This is a genomic window from Chitinophaga niabensis (genome assembly GCF_900129465.1).
Lineage (GTDB): Bacteria > Bacteroidota > Bacteroidia > Chitinophagales > Chitinophagaceae > Chitinophaga > Chitinophaga niabensis.
This window is the reverse complement of the sequence record NZ_FSRA01000001.1, coordinates 3,858,537-3,885,339: the sequence shown is the minus strand read 5'-3', so window position 1 is coordinate 3,885,339 and position 26,803 is coordinate 3,858,537. Positions and strand designations below refer to the sequence as shown.

Sequence of the window (26,803 nt, the reverse complement as noted above, 5' to 3'; positions counted from 1 at the left end):
TGTATGAAGAATGAGTAAAAGCGCTAAAATTTCTGTGGAATCACTCAGCCGTAAGCAAGTGGTTATTTCCATCGCCATCATTGGTGTGATGTTTTTCATGTTTGGATTTGTATCATGGGTGAATGCCATCCTCATCCCGTATTTCAAGATTGCTTGCGAGTTGAGCCATTCTCAGGCTTACCTGGTTACTTTTGCTTTTTACATTTCCTATTTTATTATGTCGGTGCCCGCTTCCTATCTGCTGAAGGCCACGGGCTTTAAGAAAGGGATGATGGTGGGTTTCTGGATCATGGCATTCGGGGCATTCCTTTTTGTACCGGCCGCGGCTACACGCACCTATGCCATTTTCCTGATCGCATTGTTCATCCTTGGAACGGGGCTGGCTATCCTGCAAACAGCGGCCAATCCTTATATCACCATATTAGGCCCTAAGGAAAGAGCGGCACAGCGGATCAGTATCATGGGTATCTGTAACAAAGCTGCCGGTATAGTGGCGCCATTGATCTTCGCAGCGGTAGTACTGAGAGCTACGGATACAGATCTGTTCAAACAATTGCCCAATATGGATGATATCCAGAAAGCAGCAGCATTGGATGAACTGATCAGCCGGGTGATAGTACCATACATTTGCGTAGGCGTTTTCCTTTTCCTGTTGGGCCTCATGATCCGTTTTTCTCCATTACCGGATATTGATACAGATGAAGAATCACCCGAACAGCAACGTGCAAATGAAGGTAAATCAAAGATCATGCAGTTCCCGCACCTGGTGCTGGGCGCTATCGCTATTTTCCTGCATGTAGGTACGCAGGTAATTGCGATTGATACCATCATCGGCTATGCAGGTTCTATGAATATTTCTTTGCTGGAAGCCAAAGTATTTCCTTCGTACACGTTGTTCTGCACCATTTGCGGATATTTCATAGGTATTATCCTTATTCCCCGCGTGATCAGCCAGGTAAATGCATTACGCGTTTGCACATTACTGGGCTTGCTGTTTTCATTGCTCATTATTTTCGCAAACGGGCGGGTGAATTTCAGAGGCCATGACGCAGATATTTCCATCTGGTTCGTAGTGTTGCTGGGGCTGGCCAACTCATTGATCTGGGCAGGCATCTGGCCACTGGCATTGGATGGTTTAGGCAAGTTTACAAAAGTAGGTGCATCTGTATTGATCATGGGCTTGAGTGGTAACGCCATCCTGCCGCAGATCTACGGGCTGTTTGCAGATACGCATGGATTAAGGCAGGCTTACTGGGTATTGATACCCTGTTATCTTTACCTGGTGTTCTATGCTATTTATGGTCACCGGGTGAGGCATTGGTCTGCCACCAAACGCAGCAGTGAAGGAAAAGTAGCTATTCAATAAAGAGATAAAGTGGAATGAAGTTAAGAAAGATTTATAACGCCCGCATTGTTACACCTGCGAAAGTGATCCCGAATGGGAGCATACTGATCAGGGGAAATAAGATAGTGGGTATTGAGGAAGGAAATATCGAAGCCGCAGGAGCAGAGGAATGGGATGCACATGGGAATTATGTGATGCCCGGTTTTATTGACATTCATGTACATGGCGGCGGCGGACATGATTTTATGGACGGGGAAGAAGAAGGCTTTTTAAAGATAGCCCAAACACACCTGCAATACGGCACCACTGCCATGCTGCCTACCACTCTTACAAGTGATAAGGCTGGCATACTGCAAACCGTTCAATGTTACCAGCGTGCTGCAGCTAAAAACAAAACAGGTGCACAGTTCCTGGGCATGCACCTGGAAGGCCCTTATTTTTCCATGGAACAGCGTGGCGCGCAGAACCCTGAGTACATCCGTAATCCTGACCCCGCGGAATACGAAGAAATAACGAAGACTGCTGCCGGTGCTATCAAAAGATGGAGTGCAGCACCTGAATTACCCGGTGCCAACGAATTTGCACGTTACCTGGTGAAACAGGGCATACTGCCTTCTCTTGCACATACGGATGCTATTTATGAAGAAGCGCTGGAAGGGTTTAAAAATGGTTATACCCTGGCCACACATTTATATTCCGGTATGTCCGGTGTTACCCGCAGAAATGCATTCCGTTATGCAGGCGTCATAGAAACGGCTTTCCTGCTGGATGAAATGGATGTGGAAATAATTGCAGATGGCAAACATCTGCCGGCTGCTTTGTTAAAGCTGATCTATAAGATAAAAGGCCCCGGCCGCATTGCGCTCATCACAGACGCCATGCGTGGTGCAGCTATGCCGGAAGGCGAGAGTATCCTGGGTAACAAACAGTCCGGCATGAAAGTGATTGTTGAAGATGGTGTTGCCAAATTGCCGGACAGAACGGCATTCGCAGGAAGTGTGGCCACCGCCAACGAACTGGTACGCAATATGGTGAACCTGGCAGAAGTGCCTGTACATGAAGCGGTACAAATGCTCACCTCCACTCCGGCGAGGATAGTAGGTGTGGAGAACAGGAAGGGGAGATTAACGGAAGGTATGGATGCAGACATTACCATTTGCGATGGTGCTTTCAATGTACAGGCCGTGATGGTAATGGGTGAGTTTTTATATGAGAAATTATGATACGGAAATTTAAGAAAGACAAACTGGAAGTACGGCTGTATGAAGATCGTGCAGCATCAGGCAGCGATGCAGCCCGTTGCGTAGTGGAAAAGGTGCGGGAACTATTGGCTGTTCAGCCGCAGGTGAATATCATCTTTGCGGCAGCACCATCACAGAACGAATTCCTGCAGGCATTCCGCGAAGCACCATTGGAATGGGAGCGGATCAATGCCTTCCACATGGATGAATACATCGGGTTGAAAGAAAATGCACCGGAGCGCTTCGGTAGCTTTCTTTACAATGCCATCTTCGGAAAAGTACCCTTCCGCTCTGTCCATTACCTGAATGGGAATGAGCAGGACATTACGCGGTACAGCGACTTGCTGGCACAATATCCAACAGACATCGTATGTATGGGTATTGGCGAAAATGCGCACATCGCATTCAACGATCCGCCGGTAGCAGATTTTAATGATCCGTACAGCGTGAAAATAGTAGAACTGGACGAAGCATGCCGCATACAACAGGTGAATGATAAATGTTTTGCCACCTTTGCGGATGTACCCACGCATGCTGTTACGTTAACCATTCCGGCATTAATGGCCGCAAAGTTTGTTTATTGTATTGTTCCCGGGCCCACAAAGGCCAACGCCGTATACAACACGCTGCATGGTGAATTAAGGGAAGCAGTACCGGCTACTGCACTGAGGGAACACGGGAACGCGATACTGTTCATCGACCAGAAGAGCGGGAGTTTGCTTTAATGGACAGAAGAGGATTTGTAAAGAATACCGGCTTACTGGCCATGATGTTTAATCTGCCGATAGATAAACATAGAGAACTATTCATGAAAACGATCAGGGTTGTAAATACAGGTGCAGAATTTGAACGGGAAAAGCTGAACGGGCCATTTGGTTTCAAGGGAGCTTATCTTTCGGAACTCTGGCAGGCAGTATCAAAGTTGAAAACTGCTTCCGGCGAAAGTGCGATTGGCCTGGCTACACAAAGTATCCTGTATGCAGATGCAGACCTCTTTGTGGATAATACAGAAACAGGCGGTAATGCCCTCATGTTCGTGCTGGTGAATGAAGCCCTGAAGCTCGTGAAGGAAACTCCTTTTCAGCACCCGGTTGAGTTGATGGAAAAGATCATGCCTGCTTTGCAGGAAACGGCCGGGAGGGTTACAGGAAAAAAAGACCTGAATCAGAATTTTATATACAATGCCCTGGTGAGCATAGATAATGCTGCCTGGTTGTTGTACGCCAAAGAAAATGGGATCACTTCCTTTGATGCCATGGTGCCGGCTCCTTACCGGGCAGCGCTGAAGCATCATAATAAACAGATCGCCATTATGTACCAGGTGCCGTACGACATGCCAATGTCTGACCTGGTGAATGCTATGAAAGAGGGCTACTTTGTTATAAAGATTAAAACCGGGTTTCCGGGATCGCAGGAGGTAATGTTGGCGCGTGATATGGAAAGGCTCACGCAGATCCATCAAACGCTGAAAGATTACAGAACACCTCATACCGGTAATGGCAAACTCATTTACACAATGGATGCAAATGGCCGGTATGAAAAGAAATCCCTGCTGCTAAAATACCTGGACCATGCAAAGAAGATCGGCGCACTGGACCAGGTACTGGTATATGAAGAACCTTTTGTGGAATCCAATAACGAGGAGGTGGGCGACCTGGGTATCCGCATTGCTGCAGATGAAAGTGTGCATGTAGTGGCAGATGCAAAGAAAAGGATAGAACAGGGTTATAGTGCACTGGTGCTGAAAGGTATTGCCAAAACATTGAGCCAGTCCCTGAAGATTGCCGCCTTTGCACAGGAGCATAACATTCCTTGCCTCTGTGCAGACCTTACGGTGAACCCGGTACTGGTGGAATGGCATAAGAACCTGGCAGCAAGGATAGCTCCCTTTCCCGGTATCGGAATGGGCCTCATTGAAACCAATGGGGACCTGAATTATGTGAACTGGGAAAAGATGACCGGGTATCAAAAGCTGGCAGGCGCGTCCTGGATGCAAAGGAAGAATGGGGTGTTTGAGCTCAGCCAGGATTTTTACACCACCAGCGGCGGCATTTATGATGTGCCCCGCCATTACGAAGAGATGTTCAGTTCTTAAAAATAGTAAACATGTCAAATTCAATGAACAGGCGGAACTTCGTCAGGAACATGGCGACATCTGCTTCCGGTATCATCCTGGGAGGCAGTATGCTGGCCGCAGCAGATGCAACTGCTGCTGTGCCACCGTCTTCTCCGGAAGGCCGGATCAGGAAAATGTTAGGGTACCGGAAATTAGATGCGCATGTACACCTGGGCCTTTCTGCAGACCTGCCGGAAGTAAATGTGGATTTTGCGGACAGGTTGGCAATAGATAAAATGTTCCTCTCAAAACCAGTGACCAGGGGTTTGGGCACGCCGGATGAATTCCGCGCATGCAACGATGTGATCCTGGCAGCCATGAAAAAGTATCCAAATAAACTGGCTGGCATGCTCACCCTTAACCCGCAGTATGGAAAGGAATCCCTGGAAGAAATAAAACGTTGTGTAGGAGAAGGTATGATAGGGGTGAAGGTATATTACCAGGTAAAGATCAACGATCCTTTGTTTTATCCCATCGTGGAAAAACTGATAGACCTGAAAATGATCATGCTGATGCATGCGGAGGCTACGCTGGGTATTGCCGGTTACCGTATGAAGTATGATCAGAAGATCAAACCACAGGTTTCCCTCCCGGAGAATTTTGTGGAGATAGCCGCAAGGTACCCCGAGGCCATGTTCCAGTATGCACATACCGGCGGCGGCCCTGATTGGGAATATGCCTGCAAGTGCCTGCGCAATAGTCCTAATGTATATGTGGATGTTTCCGGCAGCAATAATGAAAATAATATGGTGGAGTTTGCCGTGGCCACATTGGGTATAGACAGGGTGTTCTTTGGCTCGGATAACATGTATTACCAGTCTGTGGGTAAGATCATGGACGCCCGTTTAACAGAGGAACAGAAAAAGAAGATCTTCTTCGATAATTACAATAACATCCTGAAAAAAGGAGGCTATCATGTTAATTGATATTAATTCGTTTGTGGGCCACTGGCCTTTCAAACGCCTGCATAGTAATAATTGCGAGGGCCTGCTTGGCAGGATGAATGAATACGGAGTTGATCTTTCCCTCGTTACCAATATCCATGGCATATTCTATAAGAATACCCAGTCCGCCAACGAAGAGCTGATGGAGGAGATCCGTTCAAAGAAAGCATATAAGGACCGTTTCATGCCTTTCGGCATCATCAATCCCATTTATGCCGGCTGGAAGGATGATTTTAAAACATGTGTGGAAAAGTTCGGGATGAAGGCCATCCGCGTGTTTCCCGGGTACCACGATTACGAAATAGACGATCCCAACCTGATCGAACTAACCAAAATGGCCAGGGATAAAGATGTGGCCATTGTACTCACCATGCGTATGGTGGATGTGCGCCAGCGTTCCTGGATGGACCTGCCCAAAGAGTGGGCCTTAAAAGATTACCTGCCATTGCTCAAAGCAGTGCCGGACGCCAGGTACATGCTGATGAACCTGGCCACAGGCATAGCTCTTAGCCCGGAAGAAGAAGCCCTGGTGAAAAGTTCCAATGTGCTGTTCGATACTTCCGGCCGCCATATCGTGAACTTTGCCTCTGTTTTTAAACGTTTCGGGAAAGAGCGGTTTGCCTTTGGCACCCACTTCCCCATACTGGATTATTACACCGGCCTGCTGAGGATCGAGTCTTTGCGGAAAGAGGAGGCTACCGAGGCTGATAAGGCCCTGTTCTGTTCCGGCAACGTCAGCAGGTTCCTGAAGTTATAAATTTGCTTTATTTGAGAATGAGGGAGCGTACACGTAATTATGTTAAATTTGACGCCGGATGTTCATCCTTAACTACCAAAGCTCATGAAATTATCAAATAAAGACAAAGACAATAGGAATAACCAGCTGTCAGGCATCAAGGAAATTGCCCGCAGAGCGAATGTGTCCATTGCCACAGTAGATCGTGTGATCCACAACAGAACTGGTATCGCCAAGAAAACGAAGGAAAAGATCCTCGATATTATCAAGGAATTAAACTATCAGCCTAATATACATGCACGGCGCCTGGCCCTGGCCAAACAGTTCAGGATAGCCACCCTCATTCCCCAACGGTCCAAAGAAACCAGCTACTGGGAAGGTCCGCTGAAAGGAATAGACACGGCTTCCGCCGAAATAAGCCAGTATGGCGTAGTGCTGGAGAAGTTCTTTTATGACCAGGATTCTATCTCCTCTTTCCAGCAACAGTCGCAACTGGTGCTGAAAAGCAAACCGGACGGTATCCTGCTCGCACCTTCTTTTATTGAAGAGTCTGTGAGCTTTGTACAGAAATGCCAGAAACAGAACATCCCCTATGTATTGATGGACTCAGATCTGCCGGTAGAAGGAAGCCTGGCCTACATTGGCCCTCAGCTGAATGCCAGTGGTAACCTCTCTGCACACCTCATCAGTTACCTGATCGGGAAAAACGATAGCATCCTGATCGTGAATATCTCTAAAGAACTGGACGGCCAGCACCATTTGTTGAAGAAAGAAGAAGGTTTCAGGAATTATTTCCGCACTCACCGCTGGGATAACAAGATCCTGAAGATCAATATCAATAAAACAGATCCTAAATCCATAGAAAAAGGACTGTCCACTGTATTCAAGGAGAACCAGGGGATCAAAGTAGTTTTCGTCACCAATTCCCGGGTATCCAATGTGGCCGCATTTGTGAAGGACCTGGACAGGAAGGTGATCCTCGTAGGATACGACTTTGTGAACGAGAACATTGAATACATTGAAAAAGGGGTGATCGATTTCCTGATCTGTCAGAAACCACTGGAACAGGCTTATAAAGGAGTGATGACCCTCTATCAGCATCTGGCTGCTTCCGCGCCGGTAGAAAAGGTCACTTTCATGCCTATTGATATCATCACCCGGGAGAATTACAAGTTTTACAATTATTAAGTCCGGCAGGAATATTTTATAAGTATCTTATTATTTTTTGTGTATTTTACGGGTACGTAAACGGAGCCTATCACTAAACAGCTTTAAGCGATGCAAAAGAATCAACCGCGTAGACAGTTCATCAAACAAACATTATATGCAGGCATTGGTGCAGGCATACTTTCCCAGTTGCCTTTCCAGGCATTTGCCGGTTCCGCAAACGGAGAAGCAGGTAAACGCATTGGCATCATCGGCCTGGATACTTCTCACAGTATCGCTTTCACCAATTTGCTGAACAATCCTGAAGTTGGGGACAAGCTCAAGGGTTATAAAGTAGTGGCTGCTTATCCTTATGGTAGTAAAGACATTGAAACCAGCACCAGCAGGATCCCTGATTACATCAACCAGGTAAAAGCAAAAGGTGTGCAGATCACGGGTTCTATTGCTGAGTTACTGGGTATGGTGGATGTGGTGATGCTGGAAACCAACGATGGCCGGTTGCATTATGAGCAGGCCATGGAAGTGATCAAGGCAGGCAAGAAGCTGTTTATAGACAAACCGATTGCCAATAGCATGAAAGATGCCATTGCCATCTTCAAAGCAGCGAAGGATAAGAATGTACCCATATTCTCTTCTTCTTCCCTGCGTTTCACAGTAGGGATGGAAGAGGTGAAAAGTGGAAAGAAGATCGGAAAGATCATTGGAGCGGATGCATACAGCCCTGCTAAACTCGAAAAAACACATATCGACTTTTACTGGTACGGTATTCACGGTGTGGAAATGTTATTCACAGCTATGGGTACCGGTTGCAAAACGGTCACACGTTTTTACCAGGATAATATGGACGTTGTGGTAGGCGTCTGGGAAGACGGACGGATAGGTACCTTCAGGGGAACCCGTGCCGGTAAAGCACTATATGGTGGCACCATCTTTGGCGAGAATGGCAATGCCACCTATGGTGCTTATTCCTATGAAAGCCTGCTGAACGAGATCATCCTGTTCTTTGAAACAGGCAACCCGCCTGTGCCCGCAGCAGAAACACTGGAGATCTGCGCTTTCATTGAAGCCGCGCAGAAAAGCAAATTGAATGGAGGAAAACCCGTGAGCATGCAGGAGATATTCAGACATTATAATTACAAGCCTCAGTAAACAAATAATTGTCACCATGCCTAACAAAGAGATCGGTCGCCGTAAATTCATTGGTACATTCACCGCAGTTTCTCTTGCAGGAATGATACCCGCTTCTTTACAGGTCTTTGCTGGCCCTAAGGTCAGTGATAAACTCGCCGTATTAGGTGGCGAGCCCGTAAGGTCTAAAACAAAGAAGTGGCCAAAGTGGCCACATGTGGATGACAGGATGATTGAAGAAATTGTGAAAACCACCAAAAGCGGAAAATGGAGCAGGATCAATGCTCCGGTGGATGGAACGGTAGTGACCTTTGAAAAACAATTTGCCAGCATCACCGGTGCTAAATTCTGCATCGGCACAGGCTCCGGCACACAGGCATTGGCCATTTGCGTAGAGGCCTTAGGTATTGGTCCCGGCGATGAAGTGATCACTTCACCCTATACGGATTTTGGTACCGTATCTGCTATCCTCACCAGCAGGGCATTACCTGTACTGGCTGATCTCGATCCCGCTTCCTATCAAATGGATCCTGACGATGTACAACGTAAGATCACCTCTGCTACAAAAGCGATCATGCCCGTACATATGATGGGCCTCGCTGCTGATATGGACAGGTTCATGGCCATGGCACAAAAGCATAAACTGAAAGTGATCGAAGATGCCTGCCAGGCTGCACTCGCTAAATTCCGTGGCAAAACATTAGGTACAATCGGAGACCTGGGCTGCATCAGTTTCCAGGCCAGTAAAGCTATCGCCTGCGGAGAAGGCGGTGCCATTTTAGGCAATGATGAACAACTGATGGACGAGTGTTTTACCGTACACAATCATGGCACTACACGGAAAGGAAAACATACAACTATCGGTCCTAAGAACAGGATGAATGAATTTGAAGGCGCTATCCTCATTGGCCAGTTGCCTACAGCGGTAGAGCGTTTTGAAATACGGAACAAGAACGTGGCTTACCTGAATGAAAAGCTGAAAGGATTCAAAGGCCTGGTACCACAAAAAAGATATACTGGCACAGAAAGCGGTGGCTATTATAATTACGCCATGTCTTATAAGTCCGAACATTTTGGAGGCGCTACCCGTCAGCAATTCCTGAAAGCCATAGCGGCGGAAGGTGTTCCGTTCAGCCCGTATATTCCTAACGGCCTGCACAGGGAGGCATGGATAGATCATATCCTTTCTTTAAATGAATACAAAAAGATGTTCCCCGCCGCACGTTTAAAACAATACAGGGAACAGATGGCTGCACTACCAGGTTGCGATACCGTATGCGCAGAAATGGTAGCCATGCATGGTTCCGGTAACCTGCTCGGCACCACTGCAGATATGGACGATATTATTAACGCTGTTATGAAAGTATATGAGCAGCGGGAACAACTGAAGAATATATGAAACACATCCTCAGCATTGGTTTGATCATCTTATGTTTTCATACTACAGTAAAAGCGGCGGACACTTTAAAAGTATGCAGTTTTGATGTAGATGCCACCCCACCGGTGGGTACTGCACTGGTATATGATAAGATGACCAACAGCTGGGACCAAAGCCTGCGCGCCAAAGGCATTATCCTCACCGGCGCCGGCAAACCTATTGTACTCTGTGCTATAGACTGGATAGGCATTGCCAACGAAGGATATGATGAATTCCGGAAAGCAATGGCCGAAGCAGCAGGCACTACGCCGGACAGGGTAGCACTGCATGCACTGCATCAGCACGATGCGCCCGTTTGTGATTTCGGTGCGGAACAATGGTTGAAGAAAGAAGGCATGAACCCTCAGGGTTTTGAGGGAACATTTGCACGCGAAGTGATCAGCAGGCTGAAGGTGGCCATGATTGGTGCTTTGAAGAATGCACAACCTGTTACACATATTGGGCTTGGCAAAGCAGAAGTATATAAAGTAGCTTCCAACAGGCGCATACTTGGAGACGATAAAAAGGTGATCGCTTCCCGTACTTCTGCTACCAGGGATTCAAGCATAAGAGCAAGACCAGAGGGGCTGATAGATCCTATTGTATCACTCATCAGTTTCTGGAATAATAATAAACCCCTGGCCGTATTGAGTTATTACGCCACACATCCACAAAGTTATTACCGTACAGGGGTAGCCAATCCTGATATTCCGGGTGTAGCAAGGTTCTTCAGGCAATTGTCTGTACCCGATGCATTACACCTGCATTTCAATGGGGCCGGCGGTAATATCACTGTTGGCAAATACAACGATGGAGCAAAAGAGAACCGTTTATTATTAGCAGAGCGTTTAGCTGACGGTATGTTAAGAGCCTGGCAGCAGACAAAAAAAGAAAAGATCACCGCGGCAGATGTGAAATGGGAATCGCTCCCTGTGGCATTGCCCATCAAGCCCAGCCTGGATAACCTGGGAGAACTGTTACACAAGGAAACCAGCGTGTTCATTGCAAACAATGCATCCAAGCAGGTTTTCATGGAAAGAACAAAACAAGGAAAGAAAGTAGATATCAGTTGTTTAAAGATAGGCAATGCACGTATGGTGCATTTGCCGGGAGAATGTTTTATTGAATACCAGCTGGCAGCCAAAGCAATGCGTCCTGACCTCTTTGTGACCGTGGCTGCCTACGGAGATTATGCGCCGGGATATATAGGAACGGCAGAAGCCTATAATGAAGGAGGATATGAAACCGGCCAGGCCTCAGCTGTTACAGCAGAGGTGGAAAAAGTACTGCTGAAAGCCATGAACCAATTATTGCGCAAATAATACCATATCATTAGCTAGTCAATAGGATAAGGATTCATTTATTCATTTTACGGGTACGTTAACGTCCCCCATGGGAGCGTACTGTCAACCAGGATCACATTAACTAATTAACCAAAATTGAATGTATTATGGCTGTAAACTATCTGTTGAGCACAGGGTGTTATTTGCCTGTAGCTCGCAGCTATTCCCGAATGTTACGCAAAGCCGCATCATGGCTTTTCGCAGGAAGCATATTGCTCCTGATCTCCATATTTGCTCATGCACAGGACCGGGCCGTTAAAGGAGTGGTAAATGGGGAAGATGGTAAACCCATGCCGGGTGTAACCATTCTCCTGAAAGGAGGAGAGCGCCATGCTATTACGGATGAGAATGGCCGTTTTAGTATCAGCGCAGGGGCAGATGCCATCCTGGTTTTCACTTTTACGGGGTACGAGAAAAAAGAAGTACCGGTAAATGGCCAGGCGGAACTAACCGTTCAACTGGCGCCTTCTGTTACTGCACTGGAAACAGTAGTGGTAACTGCACTGGGCCTGGAACGTAAAAAGAAAACACTCACTTACAGTACACAGGGCGTAAGTGCCAAAGAACTCACGGAAGCCAGAGAGCTCAATATGGTGAATGCCCTGCAGGGTAAAGTAGCCGGTTTGAATATCAGTTCCGGTTCCAGCGGAGTAGGTTCACAGGCAAGGGTGATCCTGCGTGGTAACAGATCTATCAGTGGTAACAGCCAGCCTTTATATGTGATAGATGGTGTAGTTACCCGTGCCAGCCCTGCTGATATCAATACAGATAACATCGCTTCCCTGAACGTGCTGAAAGGTGCAAACGCTGCTGCACTATATGGCAGCGCAGGGCAGAACGGTGTGATCGTGATTGAAACAAAAAAAGGAAGACAAGGTGTGAATGTAAGCCTGAACTCCACTTACATGGTGGAAACACCTATTCATTCCACCCCTTTTCAATATGAATACGGGCAAGGCGTCTCTGGTACTTTCCTGAAAACTTCTGAATCTTCCTGGGGTCCGAAAATGGATGGCCGCATGGTAGATACCTGGTCACTCGATCCTGCTGATGCAGGAAAACAATACAGTTACCTGCCAGACAGAAAAGCCCGTGAGAATGTATTCAATAACGGCAGCAACTTCGCTACCAATCTTTCTGTAAGCACCGGCACGGAGAAATCCAAAACCCTCTTCACTTATACCCATACCAGTGGAGACGGTGTATTGCCCGGTAACGAGCTTTCCCGCCACAATGCAGCAATACGTGTCACTAACCAACTCACAAAAAAACTAACGCTGGATACCAAGCTGGATTACATGAAGCAAAAGATCAGCAACCAGCTGGATGAAGGAGAGTCTTCTTTTAACCCGCTCCGCCAGATCGCTACCATGCCTTCCAGTATCAGGGACCAGGAGCTCACCCATTTTGAATATAAGGATCCCGTGCTGGGCGTGATGAAGCAGAATTACTGGAGCCCGGGTACAGTTACAGGTGCTAATCCTTACTGGGCATTGTTGCGTAATCTGCGCTATAATAAAGTAGACCGCCTGATGGGACTGGTATCCCTTTCTTACCAGTTTACAGAAGAATTCCGTGTAATGGTACGTGGATCTTTCGACGGAGAGAATAATTCATCCGAAGAAAAATCCTATTACGGCACTTACCGCGATCCCTCCGGAAGATATGCCGTAGGGAAAGGTTCTGCATTATTGCTGAATGGCGACTTCCTGCTGAGCTATAAAAAACAATTGAACAAAGATTGGTCGCTGGGCGCTAACGCCGGTGGTGAAATAAGGAATACCACTGGAGATCTGCTGACCGCCAATACCGGAACAGGTATGAGCGTACCTAATTTCTTTGCATTATCAAATATCTCATTAGCCCCCGTTGCCGGTTACACGCCAGTGGTGGAAATGGAAACACAGTCCCTGTATGCAAATGCACAAGTAGGGTGGAAAGATGCCATCTTCCTGGAATTAACGGGCAGGAATGATTGGAGTTCTACCCTGGCAGCAAACAACCGTTCGTATTTTTATCCTTCGGCGGGTATTAGTGCAGTGCTGTCAGAACTGGTGAAGCTGCCGCAAACCATCACTTACCTGAAACTGAGAGGTTCCCTAGCACAAGTGGGTAACGGTGCTTCACCCGGACTGTTACAACGTTTCGCAGCCAGCGCCCCTGGAGGCAACCTGGGTTATTTATCACTCAGCTCCACTTTACCCAATAAAAACCTGAAACCGGAAATAACCCGTTCTACAGAAGTTGGTCTTGAACTACGTCTCTTGCATGATCGTATAAGCCTGGATGTTACAGCCTATCAGACTAATACCAGTAACCAGATATTCCTGCAGGCATTACCTGTTGGAAGTGGCGCCCTGAGTTTATACACCAATGGGGGTGATGTAAGGAATAAAGGAATTGAAGTGATCCTGAACACTACACCCATAAGGTCCGGCAATTTCTCCTGGGACCTCAACTTCAATTTCGCTAAGAACGATAACGTGGTACTGGAACTCTCCGATGCCATCCCTTCCCTGATAGTGGGTGGTGACACCTACATGCGAAATTTTGTGCTGGAAGAAGGCCGCCCTTTCGGACAGATCTATGGTAAAGGTTTTGTGCGGGACAGCAAAGGCCGTGTGCTTGTAGGCACAAATGGTCTTCCGCAGACCACACCGGGAAAAACAGTATTACTGGGAAATGTAAACCCTGACTGGACAGGCGGCATTTCCACTTCCTTCGCTTATAAGAACTGGAGTGCAGGCATTGTGATCAGCCACAAGCAGGGAGGAGATATTGCTTCTTTCACAGATGCCATCCTTTATGGGGAAGGCTTAACAGAAGCCACGCTGCAAGGCAGGGATGGTGGTTTGTTATTTGGAAAGAACATCCTCACCGAATATGCTTCTGCTAAACCGGATGGATCAGAAAATGATAAAGCAGTGAATGCACAGCAACTCTGGCAATTCCTGGGAGGAAGAACAGCACCTGTCGGAGAAATGTTCATGCGTAAAGCTACCAATACCAGGCTGCGGGAATTCACGCTGGGATACCAGTTACCATCTTCTCTTTTCAACAGGGGGCCACTGGCAGCCATACAGGTATCCCTGGTAGGCAGGAACCTTTTCTTCATCCACAGGGATGCAAAAGGGCTTGATCCTGATTACACACAAGGTACCGGAACTATTTCTGAAGGTTTCCAGTCGTTTGCCTTGCCGCCTTCCCGTTCATTTGGGGCCAATATTAAGATCAACTTTAAATAGATAAAGATGAAAAAGTATTTTTTGCTTTTCGTGGCCACACTTACTTTATTCCTGCAAAGTTGCACGAAAAGGTTCGATGCCATGAACACACCGGAAAACCTGTTGCCGGAAAATGAGATAACCGCTGCATTGATCGGCCAGTCATTTGCATTTTCACAGTATCATGGATTATGTGCTGTGTATGTGGAAGTAGGGCAAACATTACATGCAGATATTTACGCACAATACTTTGCTTCCGTACCTGCGGCCTTCAGTACAGAACAGTTCATCCCGAACGGTTCCTGGGTAGATCTTTTCTGGAAGGATTTTTATGTGAATGCCGCACCGCAGTTATTCCTCACAGAAAAAGTGACAAAGGAAAACAACATGACGGTAGCCAATGCTATCGCTAAAATATGGAAAGTAGTGATCTATAGCAGGATGACGGATTACTTCGGCCCTGTTATCTATTCTCATTTCGGTGATCAGACCAGCAGCGTGCCCTACGATGCACAGGAAGATATCTATGCTGATTTCTTCAAAACACTGGATGAAGCAACGGCTGTATTAAAGCAAAACCCTGGCGGCAATGGTTTCGGCGCACACGATCAGGTGTATGCCGGCAGTGCGGACAAATGGCTGAAACTCGCCAACTCCCTGCGCCTCCGTTTTGCATTACGCATTGCATACGCAGACGCGGCCAAAGCAAAAACAGAAGCAGAGAAAGCAATCACCGAAGGGGTGATCACCGCCAATGCAGATAATGCCAATGTGCTCACCACCACTAATAGCGTGAACATCCTTTCCCGCATTACTTACCTGATAGATTTCCGCGCCAGCACTTCGCTGATCAGCGCATTAAAAGGATACAACGATCCAAGATTAACCGATTATTTATCGCCGGCCGTAACAGGTGGTCAGTATACCGGTATCCGCAATGGTTTGCCTGCAGCAGAAAGAGGCACACAATTAGCAAACCTCAATTCCTTCGTAGGCACAAAATGGTTGTCGCCGGACAGGAAGGGAACGCTCACCCCCAATAGGGTACTCTCTGCAGCGGAAGTTGCTTTTTTACGGGCAGAAGGAGCTTTGAGGGGCTGGAATATGGGTGGTACACCGAAAGATCTATATAACCAGGGCATCAGTCTTTCTCTTTCAGAACGTGTAGCTGCTACGCCCGGTCAGATCACAACTTACCAAACCAGTACCTCATTACCGGCACCTGTTGCTGATAAATGGAATACACCAGCTATGAGTGACATCCCGGTACTGTATGATGATGCGGGTACTTTTGAAAGAAAGCTGGAGCAGATCATCACGCAGAAATGGCTGGCGCTGTATCCCGATGGATGGGAAGCCTGGGCGGAACGCAGAAGAACAGGTTATCCGAGAGGATATGCACTTATTGCTTCGGAAAGCCCTGCTATTTCAAGAACACAACTAGTGAGAAGGGTTACTTATCCGCCTGTGGAAATATCTACTAACAGGTCGGCATATGATGCAGCAGTAGGAATGCTGAAGGGAGCAGATGAAAACTTTACAAGAGTATGGTGGGATAAAAAGCCATTGGCAGATTACCCACTGCCTACCAATTGATTATTTCACCCTTAAATATACCCAATGAAAACTTTATGTAGTTATGCCGCTTGTATAGGTATGGCTTTGATCTCCTGTAAGGCAGATAAAGAGCCGCCGCTTAAGCTGGAAAAACTGGCGGTAGCAAATCAACCCGCAAGTACCTTGAGTACAGTGGTGGCTTATTGGAAAGATAATGTTACGCCCATTACATCTATTAATAACTATCCGGGCTATAACAAACAGATCATGTATACCATAGGTCCCATTACCGTAGAGGCGGGAGATGTGCTCTCTGCGCATTTTCAGCAGCAGTTGAACATCAACAGCCCCGTGAATGTGATGGCAGCCTGCCTGGTAGTGATCGGTACCAACAATGCCGTGAAAGACCAAACCTCTGCCGGTTTTGTGGGATTTATCGCCAAAGCTTCCGGCAGTAATATCAGTGTGCCGGAAGAAGGTTCCTGCGAAGTGCTGGCCCGGAACGGATCATTCCAGTTCACAGCACCATCTAATAGTATTTACATTAATGCGGTGGTGTATGGCGGCAGCACCAGCTCTCAGGCACCCAATTATACTGTTCCCGGAGGAGGAGAGTTAGTGGCAGTATTGGAACGGGGAGTAACATGGTATAAAGCTTCCGGTATGTTGTTGCCCAAAGCCCCATACAGGGGAGGAGCACTGAAATTTAGTGTGCCTATCGATGCTCCCAATAAACATGTGGAGTTTTCCGTGGGGCCGCTTTCTATTCCTGCAGGCACTATGGTAGATGTGCGCCATCATATTGAAGCAACGGCGGAAGTACCCAACGATGGCTCTCATCAGCGTTTGGGAAGATCATTGATCCAGGGAAGTTCAGCTACAGCTACTGGTGGAACCACCCTTTTACCAGCCAGCCAGAGTGGTATTACCTGGGGAGAACATCATTCCACCATGTCTCCCGCCGCTGGTAATTATTATGCAGCAGCAACCAGTAATGTATTCTTCAACTCTGTGTTATATGCTTATGGCTGGACGGGTCAGCCACTTTTCATAGAAGGCTTCGGCCCTAATTTGTACGGAGATATGTTTGTGGAATTAAGAGAAAGTGCTCCCGGCAATTTCTTCCAGCAATCCACCTCAGCTATTTCCGAACTCACGGCCACACCACAGGTGTTATATTCTGTGGGTCCGATGGATATTGATCCGGGACAGATCGTGGAAGTACGTTATTCTGCGGCATTTCATCCCAATGCAGGCCAGTCAACCGTATTGTCAAGGATCATCCGCACAACTTCCCCCACTTCCACGACGGGAACAGTGGTACAGCCATTCCTGGCCCGGAGGTTTCATAACAATTATGTGTACACGAATATGGTGCAGACAACTGCAGACAGAAATAATGGTGCCACTACGCTTACCGGGCAATACTATAATGTGGTGGCATATAGAACTACCGGCCCCGCTACCTGCCCAGTGATGACTACATGGGGAGAGATGGAGGCCGTTAAAAGATAGTGTGGACAAGAAAGAAAATAGCGTATAAGATAAGGAAACGGACTGCCTCATTTTGGGGCAGTCCCTTTTTTGTTGGCGGAGTAGCTCAACATCACCACGTCAGTCATAGCCAATTTATTTCTTCCACTTCTGCGCTATCTTAATAGCCGTTTCTATCATATATGGCTCCCAATGCTCAATTCCCCAATCAGATTGAGCAAGGGAAGAAACAGAAAGCGCGTTCACTGCTGTTTCATAAGAAGCAGCAGATTCCAGGATAGAAGAAAGTTCCCGCTGCTGCTGATAAAGGGTTTCATCTTCCACAGGATACCCTGTTTGCCAAGGTGATAAAGGAACAAAGGTCTGCTTTCCCTGAGAGGAAAAACGCCCGGCAATACTTTCCATCTTCAGGAAGTCCTGGTAGAAAGTAGTTTTGCTTTCATCAGTTGATAACCCATTTCCCAATTGTTCCAGTACAATGTATTTGAGGTTAGGGCATCGCTCAATAGTATTTTCCAACAGATGAAAAACTTCTTCCGGCACAGCATCATCATGTGTATCCCGCCTGATCTGCCGGGGAGGATCAACCAAAGAACCTTCCCAGCTGCCACCTGAAATATGGATCTCCCTTACCCTGTCTAATGGATAAAGCGCAATGATATCATCAAAGGAAATATTGAAGTTGTGGATCTGGCAGTAGAGATTATGCAGGTCCAGGATGATGAACCCATTTACAGGCGAAAGAAGCTGTTCTAAAAAATCACCGTGCCGTTTTACTTCATCAAGAGAATAGGAGAAGGCAAGGTTTTCTAATCCTACAGGGCATCTGCAAACATCATAGATCCTTTTCAGCCTGTCCCGGCCAATGTTCAGCGTGGTGGAAGTATAAGGGATATTTAATGGAGCACCATGATGGAAATCTTTTCCTGTCATGAAGCCAAAATGTTCCGTGATATGATCAAACTGGAACTCAGTACAGGTTTGTTTCAGTTGTTTCAGCCAGTTCTCCTGTTCTTTCAGCCATTTGCCGGAAAACAGTGAGAAGAACACACCATGCCCGATCAGCCTTTTCTCATCGCTGTAGGCGGTTAATAATTCTATAAACCAGGATGGAATATCTTTTACTTTATACAATGCATCAAAAGACCATTCAAGCGCTTCCACTCTTGATTCCTGCATTAATGGAAGGCAGGCAGCAAGTATATCGTTGTCCAGGTTGCAGGCAACTGCTGATAATATTTTTGGCACCCATCCGGTTTAAAAGATGATCAAATAGCATGGTGTGTTCAGAGAGATTAACCCATTCCGCAAGCGGGGCAGCCATCAGGCTGTTTTTTCTCTTCCTGTTTTTGCTTTTCCTTTGGATCGGGTGCTTTTTCTTTTCCACAGGATGTCATTGTTTGAACAGCAATGCCAATAAGAACAGCGCTAAGTAAAGTTTTGGGCAATTTCATTTTGGTCGTTTTAGGAGTGAATGCAACTATTCTTAAAACGGGCCTGTTTTGCAAAGGTTACAGTAACGGATAAAATTAACATACTCATCCCCACATTGAGTGATCCCCGCTAACACATCCGGGGATTGCACACACTTCTATCCATCCCCATCTTTACACTATTATTTATAACCCCAAATCTTACACATGAAACAGATCACGTTCGGCGTAATATTCCTGTTGAGCCTGCTACAGGCCAGCTGTGATAAGGACAATAACGATCATTACGAAGTACCTCCAAAAGTAAAGGTCACCGTTTTTCAATCAGCAGGAGACAGTGCCACTATTGTTACACAGATCAACAACTTCCGCGCACAGATTGGCGATCCGGTGAACAATGCGCCGGGAGCTACTACAGGCAGAAGAGAAGTGAACTGGGATGGCGTACCGCCTAATCTTACCAATAACGATCTTTTCCCGGCAGACTTCTTCAATCTCACTGATCCTGCAGGAGCGAACGGCCGTAAAAGAGGATTGATATATACTGCCGCCAGTTTGCCTTTGAGATTGGACAGTACCAGCTTTGCACAGATAGATGCTTCTTATGCGGATGAATTCATTCCCTTCAGCCAGAAGAAGCTGATCGTCTCTGTGAATTCAAACGTTTCAGAAGTAGAATTCAAAGTAGCCGGCACCAACACCAGCGCTTTTGTTAAAGGCTTCGGTATCATCTTCTCTGATGTGGACGATGCTAATTCTACCTTCCTGGAATGCTTTAACGGCAGTACGAGCCTGGGGGTAGTGAAAGCCCCTGTTAAAAAGGCCGGGGCGGCTTTCTCCTTCCTCGGTGTATTTTTCCCGGAATCACAGGTAACAAAGGTCAGGATAGTGGCTGGTAACGCTAAACTGGCTACCGGGGTAAAAGACCTCAGCGATGGCGGTACAAAAGACCTGGTGGCATACGACGATTTCTTCTATAGTGAGCCCATAGCAGTCCAATAAGGCTAACCCCAAAAGTCTGATCATCCCTCCCGCCGGAGGGATGATCTTTGCTATCCCCAAATCCGGTGATAACGTATTTAGGAGATTTTTGTACTTTTAGACGTTATCTACAAACCCCGAGATGTTCAGCAGGTTATTATACACCGCTCTTTTCCTTTATTCCGGTGCATTGGTTCATGCGCAGCACCCCCAACTGATCTTTTCACGGCTTACTGTGCAGAACGGGCTTTCCCATAATAAAGTGAATTGCATCCTCCAGGATAAAAGAGGATTCGTATGGCTGGGCACAGAAGACGGACTAAACCGCTTCGACGGAAAATACTTTTCCCTTTTCAGGAATACGCCGGGTAATACCGCTACTATTTCAGGAAATATCATCACCTCCCTGCTGGAAGATGAACAGGGCATTATATGGATCGCCTCTGCTGATGCAGGCCTTACAAGATATGATCACCGCCTGCCTGCAGCGCAGCAATTCAAACAATACCGCCATAACCCCAGGGATTCTTCCTCCATCCCCATCAATATTGTCAATGCAATAGTACAGGATAAAGAAGGTTATCTCTGGCTGGCCACGGGTGGCAACAGGGTGCTACGCTTTAACAAGCAAACAGAGAAATTCGAAAGCCCTGTGAAGGAAGGCACCCGCAATGCATTGTCACTCGTAATAGATAACAGTGATACATTGTGGGTGGGCAGGCAGGGGGGAGGTATGTTGAAAGTGAATATCCATGACCTGAAATACAACATGGATCATCGTTACAGCGATCTCTATGCAGATCTTCCACACGCATCTGTCAGTTCGCTGTATAAGGATAAACAGGGGAATATCTGGTTCGGTTCCTGGGATAAGGTATTGTACCGCTTTAATAAAGAACAGCAACAGGAAGAAGCTTTTGCATCCCCTGCAGACGATATATTGTCTTTCGCAGAAGATACTGCCGGCTATATCTGGATGGGAGGGAAGAACAATGGTTTATTCATTTACGATACGGAAAAGAACAGTTTCAGCAATCTCCGCTACGATCCTGCACTGGAAGGCACGATAGCAGATGACCACATTAACTGCATCTATATTGGAAAAGATGGGATGGTATGGCTGGGTACCAATCGTGGCGTAAGCGTTTACAATCCTTCGCAGCAACCCTTCTCCCAACAGTTCCTGGATAAGAACGGCAAAGACCTGAAGATCTATGATCTGCAAACCGTGAATGGAAACCTCTGGGCTGGCACTAGCGATGGATTGTACATCAAAGCAAAAGGTACGGATGTATTCCGTCACACACCATTACAATACAAAGGCCACCCACTGGCTGTTTCAAAAATATTCCGGGATGATGATGGTACCCTTTACCTCGGCACCAACTTTACTCTATTTATATGCGATCCGGAAACCCTCGCACTGTCATTATTGCCTAATACAGAAAAAGATGAAGTGATCTACAACATCATAGACTCCCGCATTGTATCTATCATTAAAGATACTATTGCAGCGCATCCTGTATTGATCACAGTACCATATGGCCATTTCATTGCCTATTATGATTTTATCACCCAACGCTGGATCTCCCGGGAAGACACCACTGCCAACATCATAAAAAACTTCAATTTATCGGATCACCTTATCAGAAAACTTTATAAAACTTCAAAAGGCAACATCTGGATGGCAACGGGAAAAGCAGGCCTGGGCAAATGGAACAAAAAGAACGCACTGCCTTATCTCACCTATTACAATGGGGCCATCACCAATAATGTATACGATATAGTGGAAGCCCCCACCGGCAAATTGTGGATCAGTACCTACGGTGGAGGTTTGCATCAGTTTGATCCGGTTACAGATTCCTTTACACATATCACCACATCCAGTAACCTGCTGGAAGGGCTGCAGTTAGATGGCTGGCAAAATGTATGGATGGTAAGCAATGGCAACCTTCATAAATATGATCCTTACATAGCCACTTATTCCACTTATCAGCTGCCGGACCTGGAGAAATCAGGCGGCGTAAGCGGAAGCGTATTTAAAGATGCGGAGGGCCAGATGTATGTAGCCGGAAATAATTATCTCGTTGCTTTCCGGCCGGAGAAGATAAAAGAAGAGAGGAAATACCCGAAAGTATTCTTTACAGATTTTCGGGTATTCAATGCTTCCTTCAGCGAACGATTGAAAGAAAAAGAGATCAGGCTGCCTCACAATGAGAATTATTTCACCTTTACTTTTTCCGCCCCGGAATTTATGCAGCGTAATACCACCTACGCTTATATGCTGGAAGGTTTCGATAAAGACTGGATAGAAGCGGGAGACCGTAACTATGCCAGCTATTCTAACCTGGATGGCGGCTATTACATCCTGAAAGTAAAAGCCACTAGCAGTAAAGGCAACTGGGGGAATGAGTTCACCGCCATCCGCATAAGAATTATACCTCCTTTCTGGAAAGCCTGGTGGTTCTTCCTGCTCTGTGCAGCCATAATTACCGCAGCTACTTATGCCATGTACCGTTACCGCATCAATGAACTGTTGGACAGGCAGGCTATCCGGAACAAGATTGCACAGGACCTGCATGATAATGTAGGTTCTACCCTCAGCAGCATTGGCGTATACAGCGAAGTGGCGCAGATCTATCTGCAACAGCAAAAACACAACGATCTGAGGAGTACACTGGAAAAGATCCGGGACGCCTGCGGTGAAATGATCAGTGAATTGAGCGATACCGTATGGACCATTAACCCGCGCAACGATCATATGAGTACCATCCTGCAAAGGATGGACTCATTTGCCCGTCCCTTACTCAAGGCGCAGGGTGTTAACTTCCACCTGAACTTCGATCTGGATATCACGGAACTGAACCTGGAAATGACGAAACGTAAGAACTTTTACCTCATCTTCAAAGAAGCCGTTAGCAATGCTTATAAATATGCCCAATGCCGGAACCTTTGGGTGGAAGTAAAGGAAGGTCCGCATATGTTGCAACTCATAGTGAAGGACGATGGAAAAGGCTTTGACCAGAAAACCGTTAGATCCGCCAATACCCTTTCCGGCAATGGATTACAGAACATGCGGCGGAGGGCAAAGGAAATGAAAGGGGAATGCATGATCAACAGTATCCCGGGGCAAGGTACCACCCTTACTTTGAGATTCCCTATCCCCTGATTTGGGGATGTTATTTTGATAATTTTAGCTGAACTTTATATAAACAGATTTGTCCCCATGAGCCTAAGGATCGCCATATTCGATGATAATAAGAACATCCGCGAAAGCATTAGCATGCTACTTTCCACCGTTTCCCAGTTTGAAGTGGTCGGCTCCTTTTCTCATGTGCTGGATTGTGTGGCAGATGTAAAAGAATGTAAACCTGATATCATCCTTATGGATATTGAAATGCCTGGTATGACGGGCATAGAAGCAGTGGTACAGATTAAAAAGGAATTCCCGCAGGTACAAATACTGATGCAAACCGTTTTTGAAGATGACGATCGTGTATTTGATTCTATCTGTAGTGGGGCATCCGGTTACATCCTCAAGAATTTCCTGCATACCAAATTACTGGATGCTATACAGGAGTTGCAGTATGGAGGTTCTCCCATGAGTCCTTCCATCGCCAGGAAGGTACTTAACAAAATGCAGACGGTAGCCACGCATATTCGTCCTGAAGAAAAGGTAGATTACCAGTTAACGCCCCGCGAAAAAGAAGTACTGGCCGCTCTCGTAAATGGGCTCAGTTATAAGATGATTGCCGCAGACCTTTCTATCAGCTATGAAACCGTTCGCTCTCACGTAAAAAAGATCTATGAGAAACTCCATGTGGCTTCACTCACGGAAGTAGTGGCCAAAGCCATCAATAACCGCATTGTATAAACTTATCTACACTCCTGCCCGCTTTCGGGGATATATAATACCTGCTTGCGGGATTGCCGCGTTGTGACCGGTAAGGTAGTTTTGCAGTATTGTTGACTTCAAAACTTTTAGGATGAACAAACGTAATATCCTGCTGATGGCTTCTTGCATCGTCAGCTCCCATCTTTCTTTTGCTCAGGCTTCTTATGATGCGGCACTCATGGAATTGCCGATCGTTAAAACAATTCAGCTTTCCACAGGTGTGGAAATACAGTATGTGGAACAGGGAGCCGTTTCCGGCATGCCTGTTATCTTTCTCCATGGCTATACAGATTCATGGTATTCTTATGAGAAAGTGATGATGCATTTGCCCACATCTATACATGCATATGCACTTTCCCAACGTGGTCACGGCCTTTCATCCAAACCCCGGAAAGGATATAAGCCGGAAGATTTTGCCGCGGATGTGAATGCTTTCATGGAAGAACTGCAGATCCCTTCTGCTGTTATCGTAGGGCATTCTATGGGTTCACTCATTGCACAGCGTTTTGCCATTGATTATCCTGACCGTACCAAAGGCCTGGTATTGGTAGGAGCTATCGCCAGCTTAAAAAAGAATCCGGCCATCCAGGAATTCGGCAAAATGATAGAACAATTGCAGGACCCCATCGATTCCACTTTTATACATGAATTCCAGAAAAGTACACTCGCCAAAGAACTGGACGGAATGGAACTGCATACTTACGTATCAGAAAGCCGCCTGGTACCTGCAAGAGTATGGAAAGAAGTTCATTATGGCATGCTGGAAGCGGATTATGAGAAGGAGCTAAAAAAGGTAAAAATACCGGCCCTGATCTTATATGGAGATAGGGATACGATCATGCCTGAAACAGACCAACGGATCCTGGCAGCCGCTCTAAGGAACTCAACCAGAATTACTTACAAAGGTACAGGCCATGCCCTCCATTGGGAAGACCCCGAACGCTTCGTGTACGATCTGCTTGGGTTTATTAAAAAATTATAAATAACTTTATTATACAACAAGTTCCTGTTACGTTAGCTTGTAAATAAGATACCCCAGCACATCCCCTTAAAATAAAAATACCCCTTCCATGAAACTGTATGTATTATTGATTGCATTATTTATGATGGGTCTTTGGCAAGCCATTTCTTCCAAAGAAGTACCCCTCGCTAAAAGAACATTTATGTACTGCGCACCTTCCTTTGATCCGGACATATGGAAAAAAGGAGATGCCCCCTTGCTGAAAGGCCTCGGGAGCGTACATTACAAAGTAAACACCCGTTCCCCCAAAGCCCAGAAATTCTTTAACCAGGGCCTTGCACTCACTTATGGTTTTAATCACGGAGAAGCATTCCGTTCTTTCAAAACCGCGCTGAAACATGACTCCACCTGCGCAATGGCTTATTGGGGAATTGCTATGGTGTTAGGGCCAAATTACAATGCTCCCCTGAACCCCGCCAGTCTTGCTGATATTAACGCAGCCATTGACAAAGCCGTTAAATATTCCAAAGACGGCAGCCCGGAAGAAAAAGCCCTGATCCATACAATGACGAAACGTTTCCCCAGGGAAGAGGTAAAAGACATGACCCCATATTATGAAGCATATGCACAGGCCTTGAAAGAAGCGCATGAAGCATTCCCCGGGGATATGGATATTGCTACCATTTATGCGGATGCACTCATGAACCTGCATCCCTGGGACCTCTGGTTAAAAGACGGTACTCCGCAACCCTGGACACCGGAGATCGTATCGCTGATCGAAAAGATCCTGCAAAAAATACCGGATCATCCCGGTGCTATGCATTATTATATTCATGCCACAGAAGCATCTAATAAAGCAGAAATTGCTTTGCCCTATGCAGATAAGCTGCGAACAGCCATGCCTGCAGCAGGTCATATGGTGCACATGCCTTCTCATACTTACATCCGCACCGGGCATTATCACAAAGGTGTGGTAGCGAATGAAAAGGCCTCACTGGCAGATAGTGTTTACATAGCCCAATGCCGCGCAGAAGGATATTATCCGCTGGTATTGTACCCACACAACATCCACTTCCTGGCCGCCTGTGCTTTCTTGGAGGGCAGTAGCCGGAAAGCCCTCGATGCTGCAAGAATGGTGTCCCGCAAAGCGGATAGGAAGTATCTCGCAGAAATGGCTGGCGTGCAGCATTTTTATATCATCCCGCTCTATGTAATGATCCATCTCGGCCGCTGGGATGAGATCCTGCAGGAACCCGATCCAGGCAAACCACTGAGGTATCCAACAGCTATCTGGCACTATGCAAGAGGTATGGCACAGGCAGCAAAAGGAAACAGGGAAGCTGCTGAGCAGGAACTGAAAGCAATACAGGAAATGTTAGCGGACGGATCATTAAAGGACCTAAGCATCTGGGATATGAATACGGTAATGGACCTTGTGCAGATAGCCGCTTATTCCCTCGAAGGAGAACTGGCCGGTTACAAAGGAGATTATGCAACAGCAGAAGATCGCTTTACAAAAGCGATTGCCATAGAAGATAAGCTGGCATATACAGAACCGCCGGACTGGTTCTTCTCTGTGCGCCTGTCTTTAGGCCACTGGCTCACCAAAGCCGGTAAGTATCCGGAAGCGGAAAAAGTTTATTTGAAAGACCTCGAAACATTTAAAGAAAATGGTTGGGCGCTCAAAGGCTTGTTCAACAGCCTGAAAGGACAAGGAAAAGAAACGGAAGCCCTTGCAGTAAAAGCCCGGTTTAACGAAGCCTGGAAGTACGCTGATATAAAGATTGAAAGCTCCAGGAAATTTTAACATCACCCTGAAGG

General features: G+C 46.6%; 20 protein-coding genes. 18 read left to right on the top strand and 2 right to left on the bottom strand.

Translation table 11 applies throughout. The annotated features are described in order from the left end of the window. Nucleotides 1-10: 10 nt before the first annotated feature. From BUR42_RS15510 to BUR42_RS15450, 13 genes are all read left to right on the top strand, one after another. Nucleotides 11-1,366, top strand: coding sequence for a sugar MFS transporter (locus BUR42_RS15510; RefSeq protein WP_074240092.1), 1,356 nt, complete (start codon nt 11-13; stop codon nt 1,364-1,366). A 14-nt stretch (nt 1,367-1,380) separates the two neighbouring features. Then, the gene (gene nagA, locus BUR42_RS15505; protein WP_074240091.1) at nt 1,381-2,568 is read left to right on the top strand and encodes an N-acetylglucosamine-6-phosphate deacetylase; all 1,188 of its coding nucleotides are present in this window, start codon (nt 1,381-1,383) and stop codon (nt 2,566-2,568) included. Continuing rightward, complete coding sequence (locus BUR42_RS15500; protein WP_074240090.1) at nt 2,565-3,311, top strand: 6-phosphogluconolactonase; 747 nt, start codon at nt 2,565-2,567, stop codon at nt 3,309-3,311. Before nagA ends, BUR42_RS15500 begins: the two co-directional genes overlap by 4 nt. A gap of 83 nt (nt 3,312-3,394) precedes the next feature. After that, on the top strand, nt 3,395-4,681 hold the full coding sequence (locus tag BUR42_RS15495; protein ID WP_234979680.1) for a mandelate racemase/muconate lactonizing enzyme family protein: 1,287 nt from the start codon (nt 3,395-3,397) through the stop codon (nt 4,679-4,681). Between the two features lie 11 nt (nt 4,682-4,692). After that, nucleotides 4,693-5,628 carry an amidohydrolase family protein gene (locus BUR42_RS15490; RefSeq protein WP_234979679.1) on the top strand — a complete coding sequence of 312 codons (936 nt, stop codon included), beginning with the start codon at nt 4,693-4,695 and terminating at the stop codon, nt 5,626-5,628. Beyond that, nucleotides 5,618-6,403 carry an amidohydrolase family protein gene (locus tag BUR42_RS15485; protein ID WP_074240088.1) on the top strand — a complete coding sequence of 262 codons (786 nt, stop codon included), beginning with the start codon at nt 5,618-5,620 and terminating at the stop codon, nt 6,401-6,403. The genes BUR42_RS15490 and BUR42_RS15485 overlap by 11 nt, the downstream gene beginning before the upstream one ends. Before the next feature lie 84 nt (nt 6,404-6,487). Then, on the top strand, nt 6,488-7,570 hold the full coding sequence (locus BUR42_RS15480; RefSeq protein WP_074240087.1) for a LacI family DNA-binding transcriptional regulator: 1,083 nt from the start codon (nt 6,488-6,490) through the stop codon (nt 7,568-7,570). A 90-nt stretch (nt 7,571-7,660) separates the two neighbouring features. Beyond that, nucleotides 7,661-8,698 carry a Gfo/Idh/MocA family protein gene (locus BUR42_RS15475; protein ID WP_074240086.1) on the top strand — a complete coding sequence of 346 codons (1,038 nt, stop codon included), beginning with the start codon at nt 7,661-7,663 and terminating at the stop codon, nt 8,696-8,698. A 16-nt stretch (nt 8,699-8,714) separates the two neighbouring features. Continuing rightward, nucleotides 8,715-10,076: a DegT/DnrJ/EryC1/StrS family aminotransferase gene (locus tag BUR42_RS15470; protein WP_074240085.1), complete on the top strand. Its 1,362-nt coding sequence runs from the start codon at nt 8,715-8,717 to the stop codon at nt 10,074-10,076. Next, a complete protein-coding gene (locus BUR42_RS15465; protein WP_074240084.1) occupies nt 10,073-11,416 on the top strand; it encodes a hypothetical protein in 1,344 nt (447 codons plus the stop codon). The genes BUR42_RS15470 and BUR42_RS15465 overlap by 4 nt, the downstream gene beginning before the upstream one ends. 191 nt (nt 11,417-11,607) lie before the next feature. Then, nucleotides 11,608-14,682, top strand: coding sequence for a SusC/RagA family TonB-linked outer membrane protein (locus tag BUR42_RS15460; RefSeq protein WP_074240083.1), 3,075 nt, complete (start codon nt 11,608-11,610; stop codon nt 14,680-14,682). A 6-nt stretch (nt 14,683-14,688) separates the two neighbouring features. Continuing rightward, nucleotides 14,689-16,257 (top strand): SusD/RagB family nutrient-binding outer membrane lipoprotein, encoded by a 1,569-nt coding sequence (locus BUR42_RS15455; protein ID WP_074240082.1) that lies wholly within the window; start codon nt 14,689-14,691, stop codon nt 16,255-16,257. A gap of 24 nt (nt 16,258-16,281) precedes the next feature. Then, the gene (locus BUR42_RS15450; RefSeq protein ID WP_143197460.1) at nt 16,282-17,733 is read left to right on the top strand and encodes a hypothetical protein; all 1,452 of its coding nucleotides are present in this window, start codon (nt 16,282-16,284) and stop codon (nt 17,731-17,733) included. A 114-nt stretch (nt 17,734-17,847) separates the two neighbouring features. Here BUR42_RS15450 and BUR42_RS15445 read toward each other — a convergent pair whose 3' ends face one another. Beyond that, nucleotides 17,848-18,960 carry a multinuclear nonheme iron-dependent oxidase gene (locus BUR42_RS15445; RefSeq protein WP_074240080.1) on the bottom strand — a complete coding sequence of 371 codons (1,113 nt, stop codon included), beginning with the start codon at nt 18,958-18,960 and terminating at the stop codon, nt 17,848-17,850. A 47-nt stretch (nt 18,961-19,007) separates the two neighbouring features. After that, nucleotides 19,008-19,166: a chryseobasin-related MNIO class RiPP peptide gene (locus BUR42_RS29780; protein ID WP_159442281.1), complete on the bottom strand. Its 159-nt coding sequence runs from the start codon at nt 19,164-19,166 to the stop codon at nt 19,008-19,010. A gap of 186 nt (nt 19,167-19,352) precedes the next feature. On the opposite strand from BUR42_RS29780, the gene BUR42_RS15435 reads away from it, so the two are divergent. The 5 genes from BUR42_RS15435 to BUR42_RS15415 all read left to right on the top strand — a co-directional run bounded on the left by BUR42_RS15435 (nt 19,353) and on the right by BUR42_RS15415 (nt 26,789). After that, the gene (locus tag BUR42_RS15435; protein ID WP_074240079.1) at nt 19,353-20,147 is read left to right on the top strand and encodes a hypothetical protein; all 795 of its coding nucleotides are present in this window, start codon (nt 19,353-19,355) and stop codon (nt 20,145-20,147) included. Between the two features lie 121 nt (nt 20,148-20,268). Next, on the top strand, nt 20,269-23,295 hold the full coding sequence (locus BUR42_RS15430) for a sensor histidine kinase (protein WP_074240078.1): 3,027 nt from the start codon (nt 20,269-20,271) through the stop codon (nt 23,293-23,295). A gap of 57 nt (nt 23,296-23,352) precedes the next feature. Next, nucleotides 23,353-24,000: a response regulator gene (locus tag BUR42_RS15425; RefSeq protein ID WP_074240077.1), complete on the top strand. Its 648-nt coding sequence runs from the start codon at nt 23,353-23,355 to the stop codon at nt 23,998-24,000. Between the two features lie 112 nt (nt 24,001-24,112). Then, nucleotides 24,113-25,003 (top strand): alpha/beta fold hydrolase, encoded by an 891-nt coding sequence (locus tag BUR42_RS15420; RefSeq protein ID WP_084185583.1) that lies wholly within the window; start codon nt 24,113-24,115, stop codon nt 25,001-25,003. Nucleotides 25,004-25,091: 88 nt separating this feature from the next. Beyond that, entirely contained in the window at nt 25,092-26,789 is a 1,698-nt protein-coding gene (locus BUR42_RS15415) for a tetratricopeptide repeat protein (RefSeq protein WP_074240076.1), read from the top strand. Nucleotides 26,790-26,803: the final 14 nt, after the last annotated feature.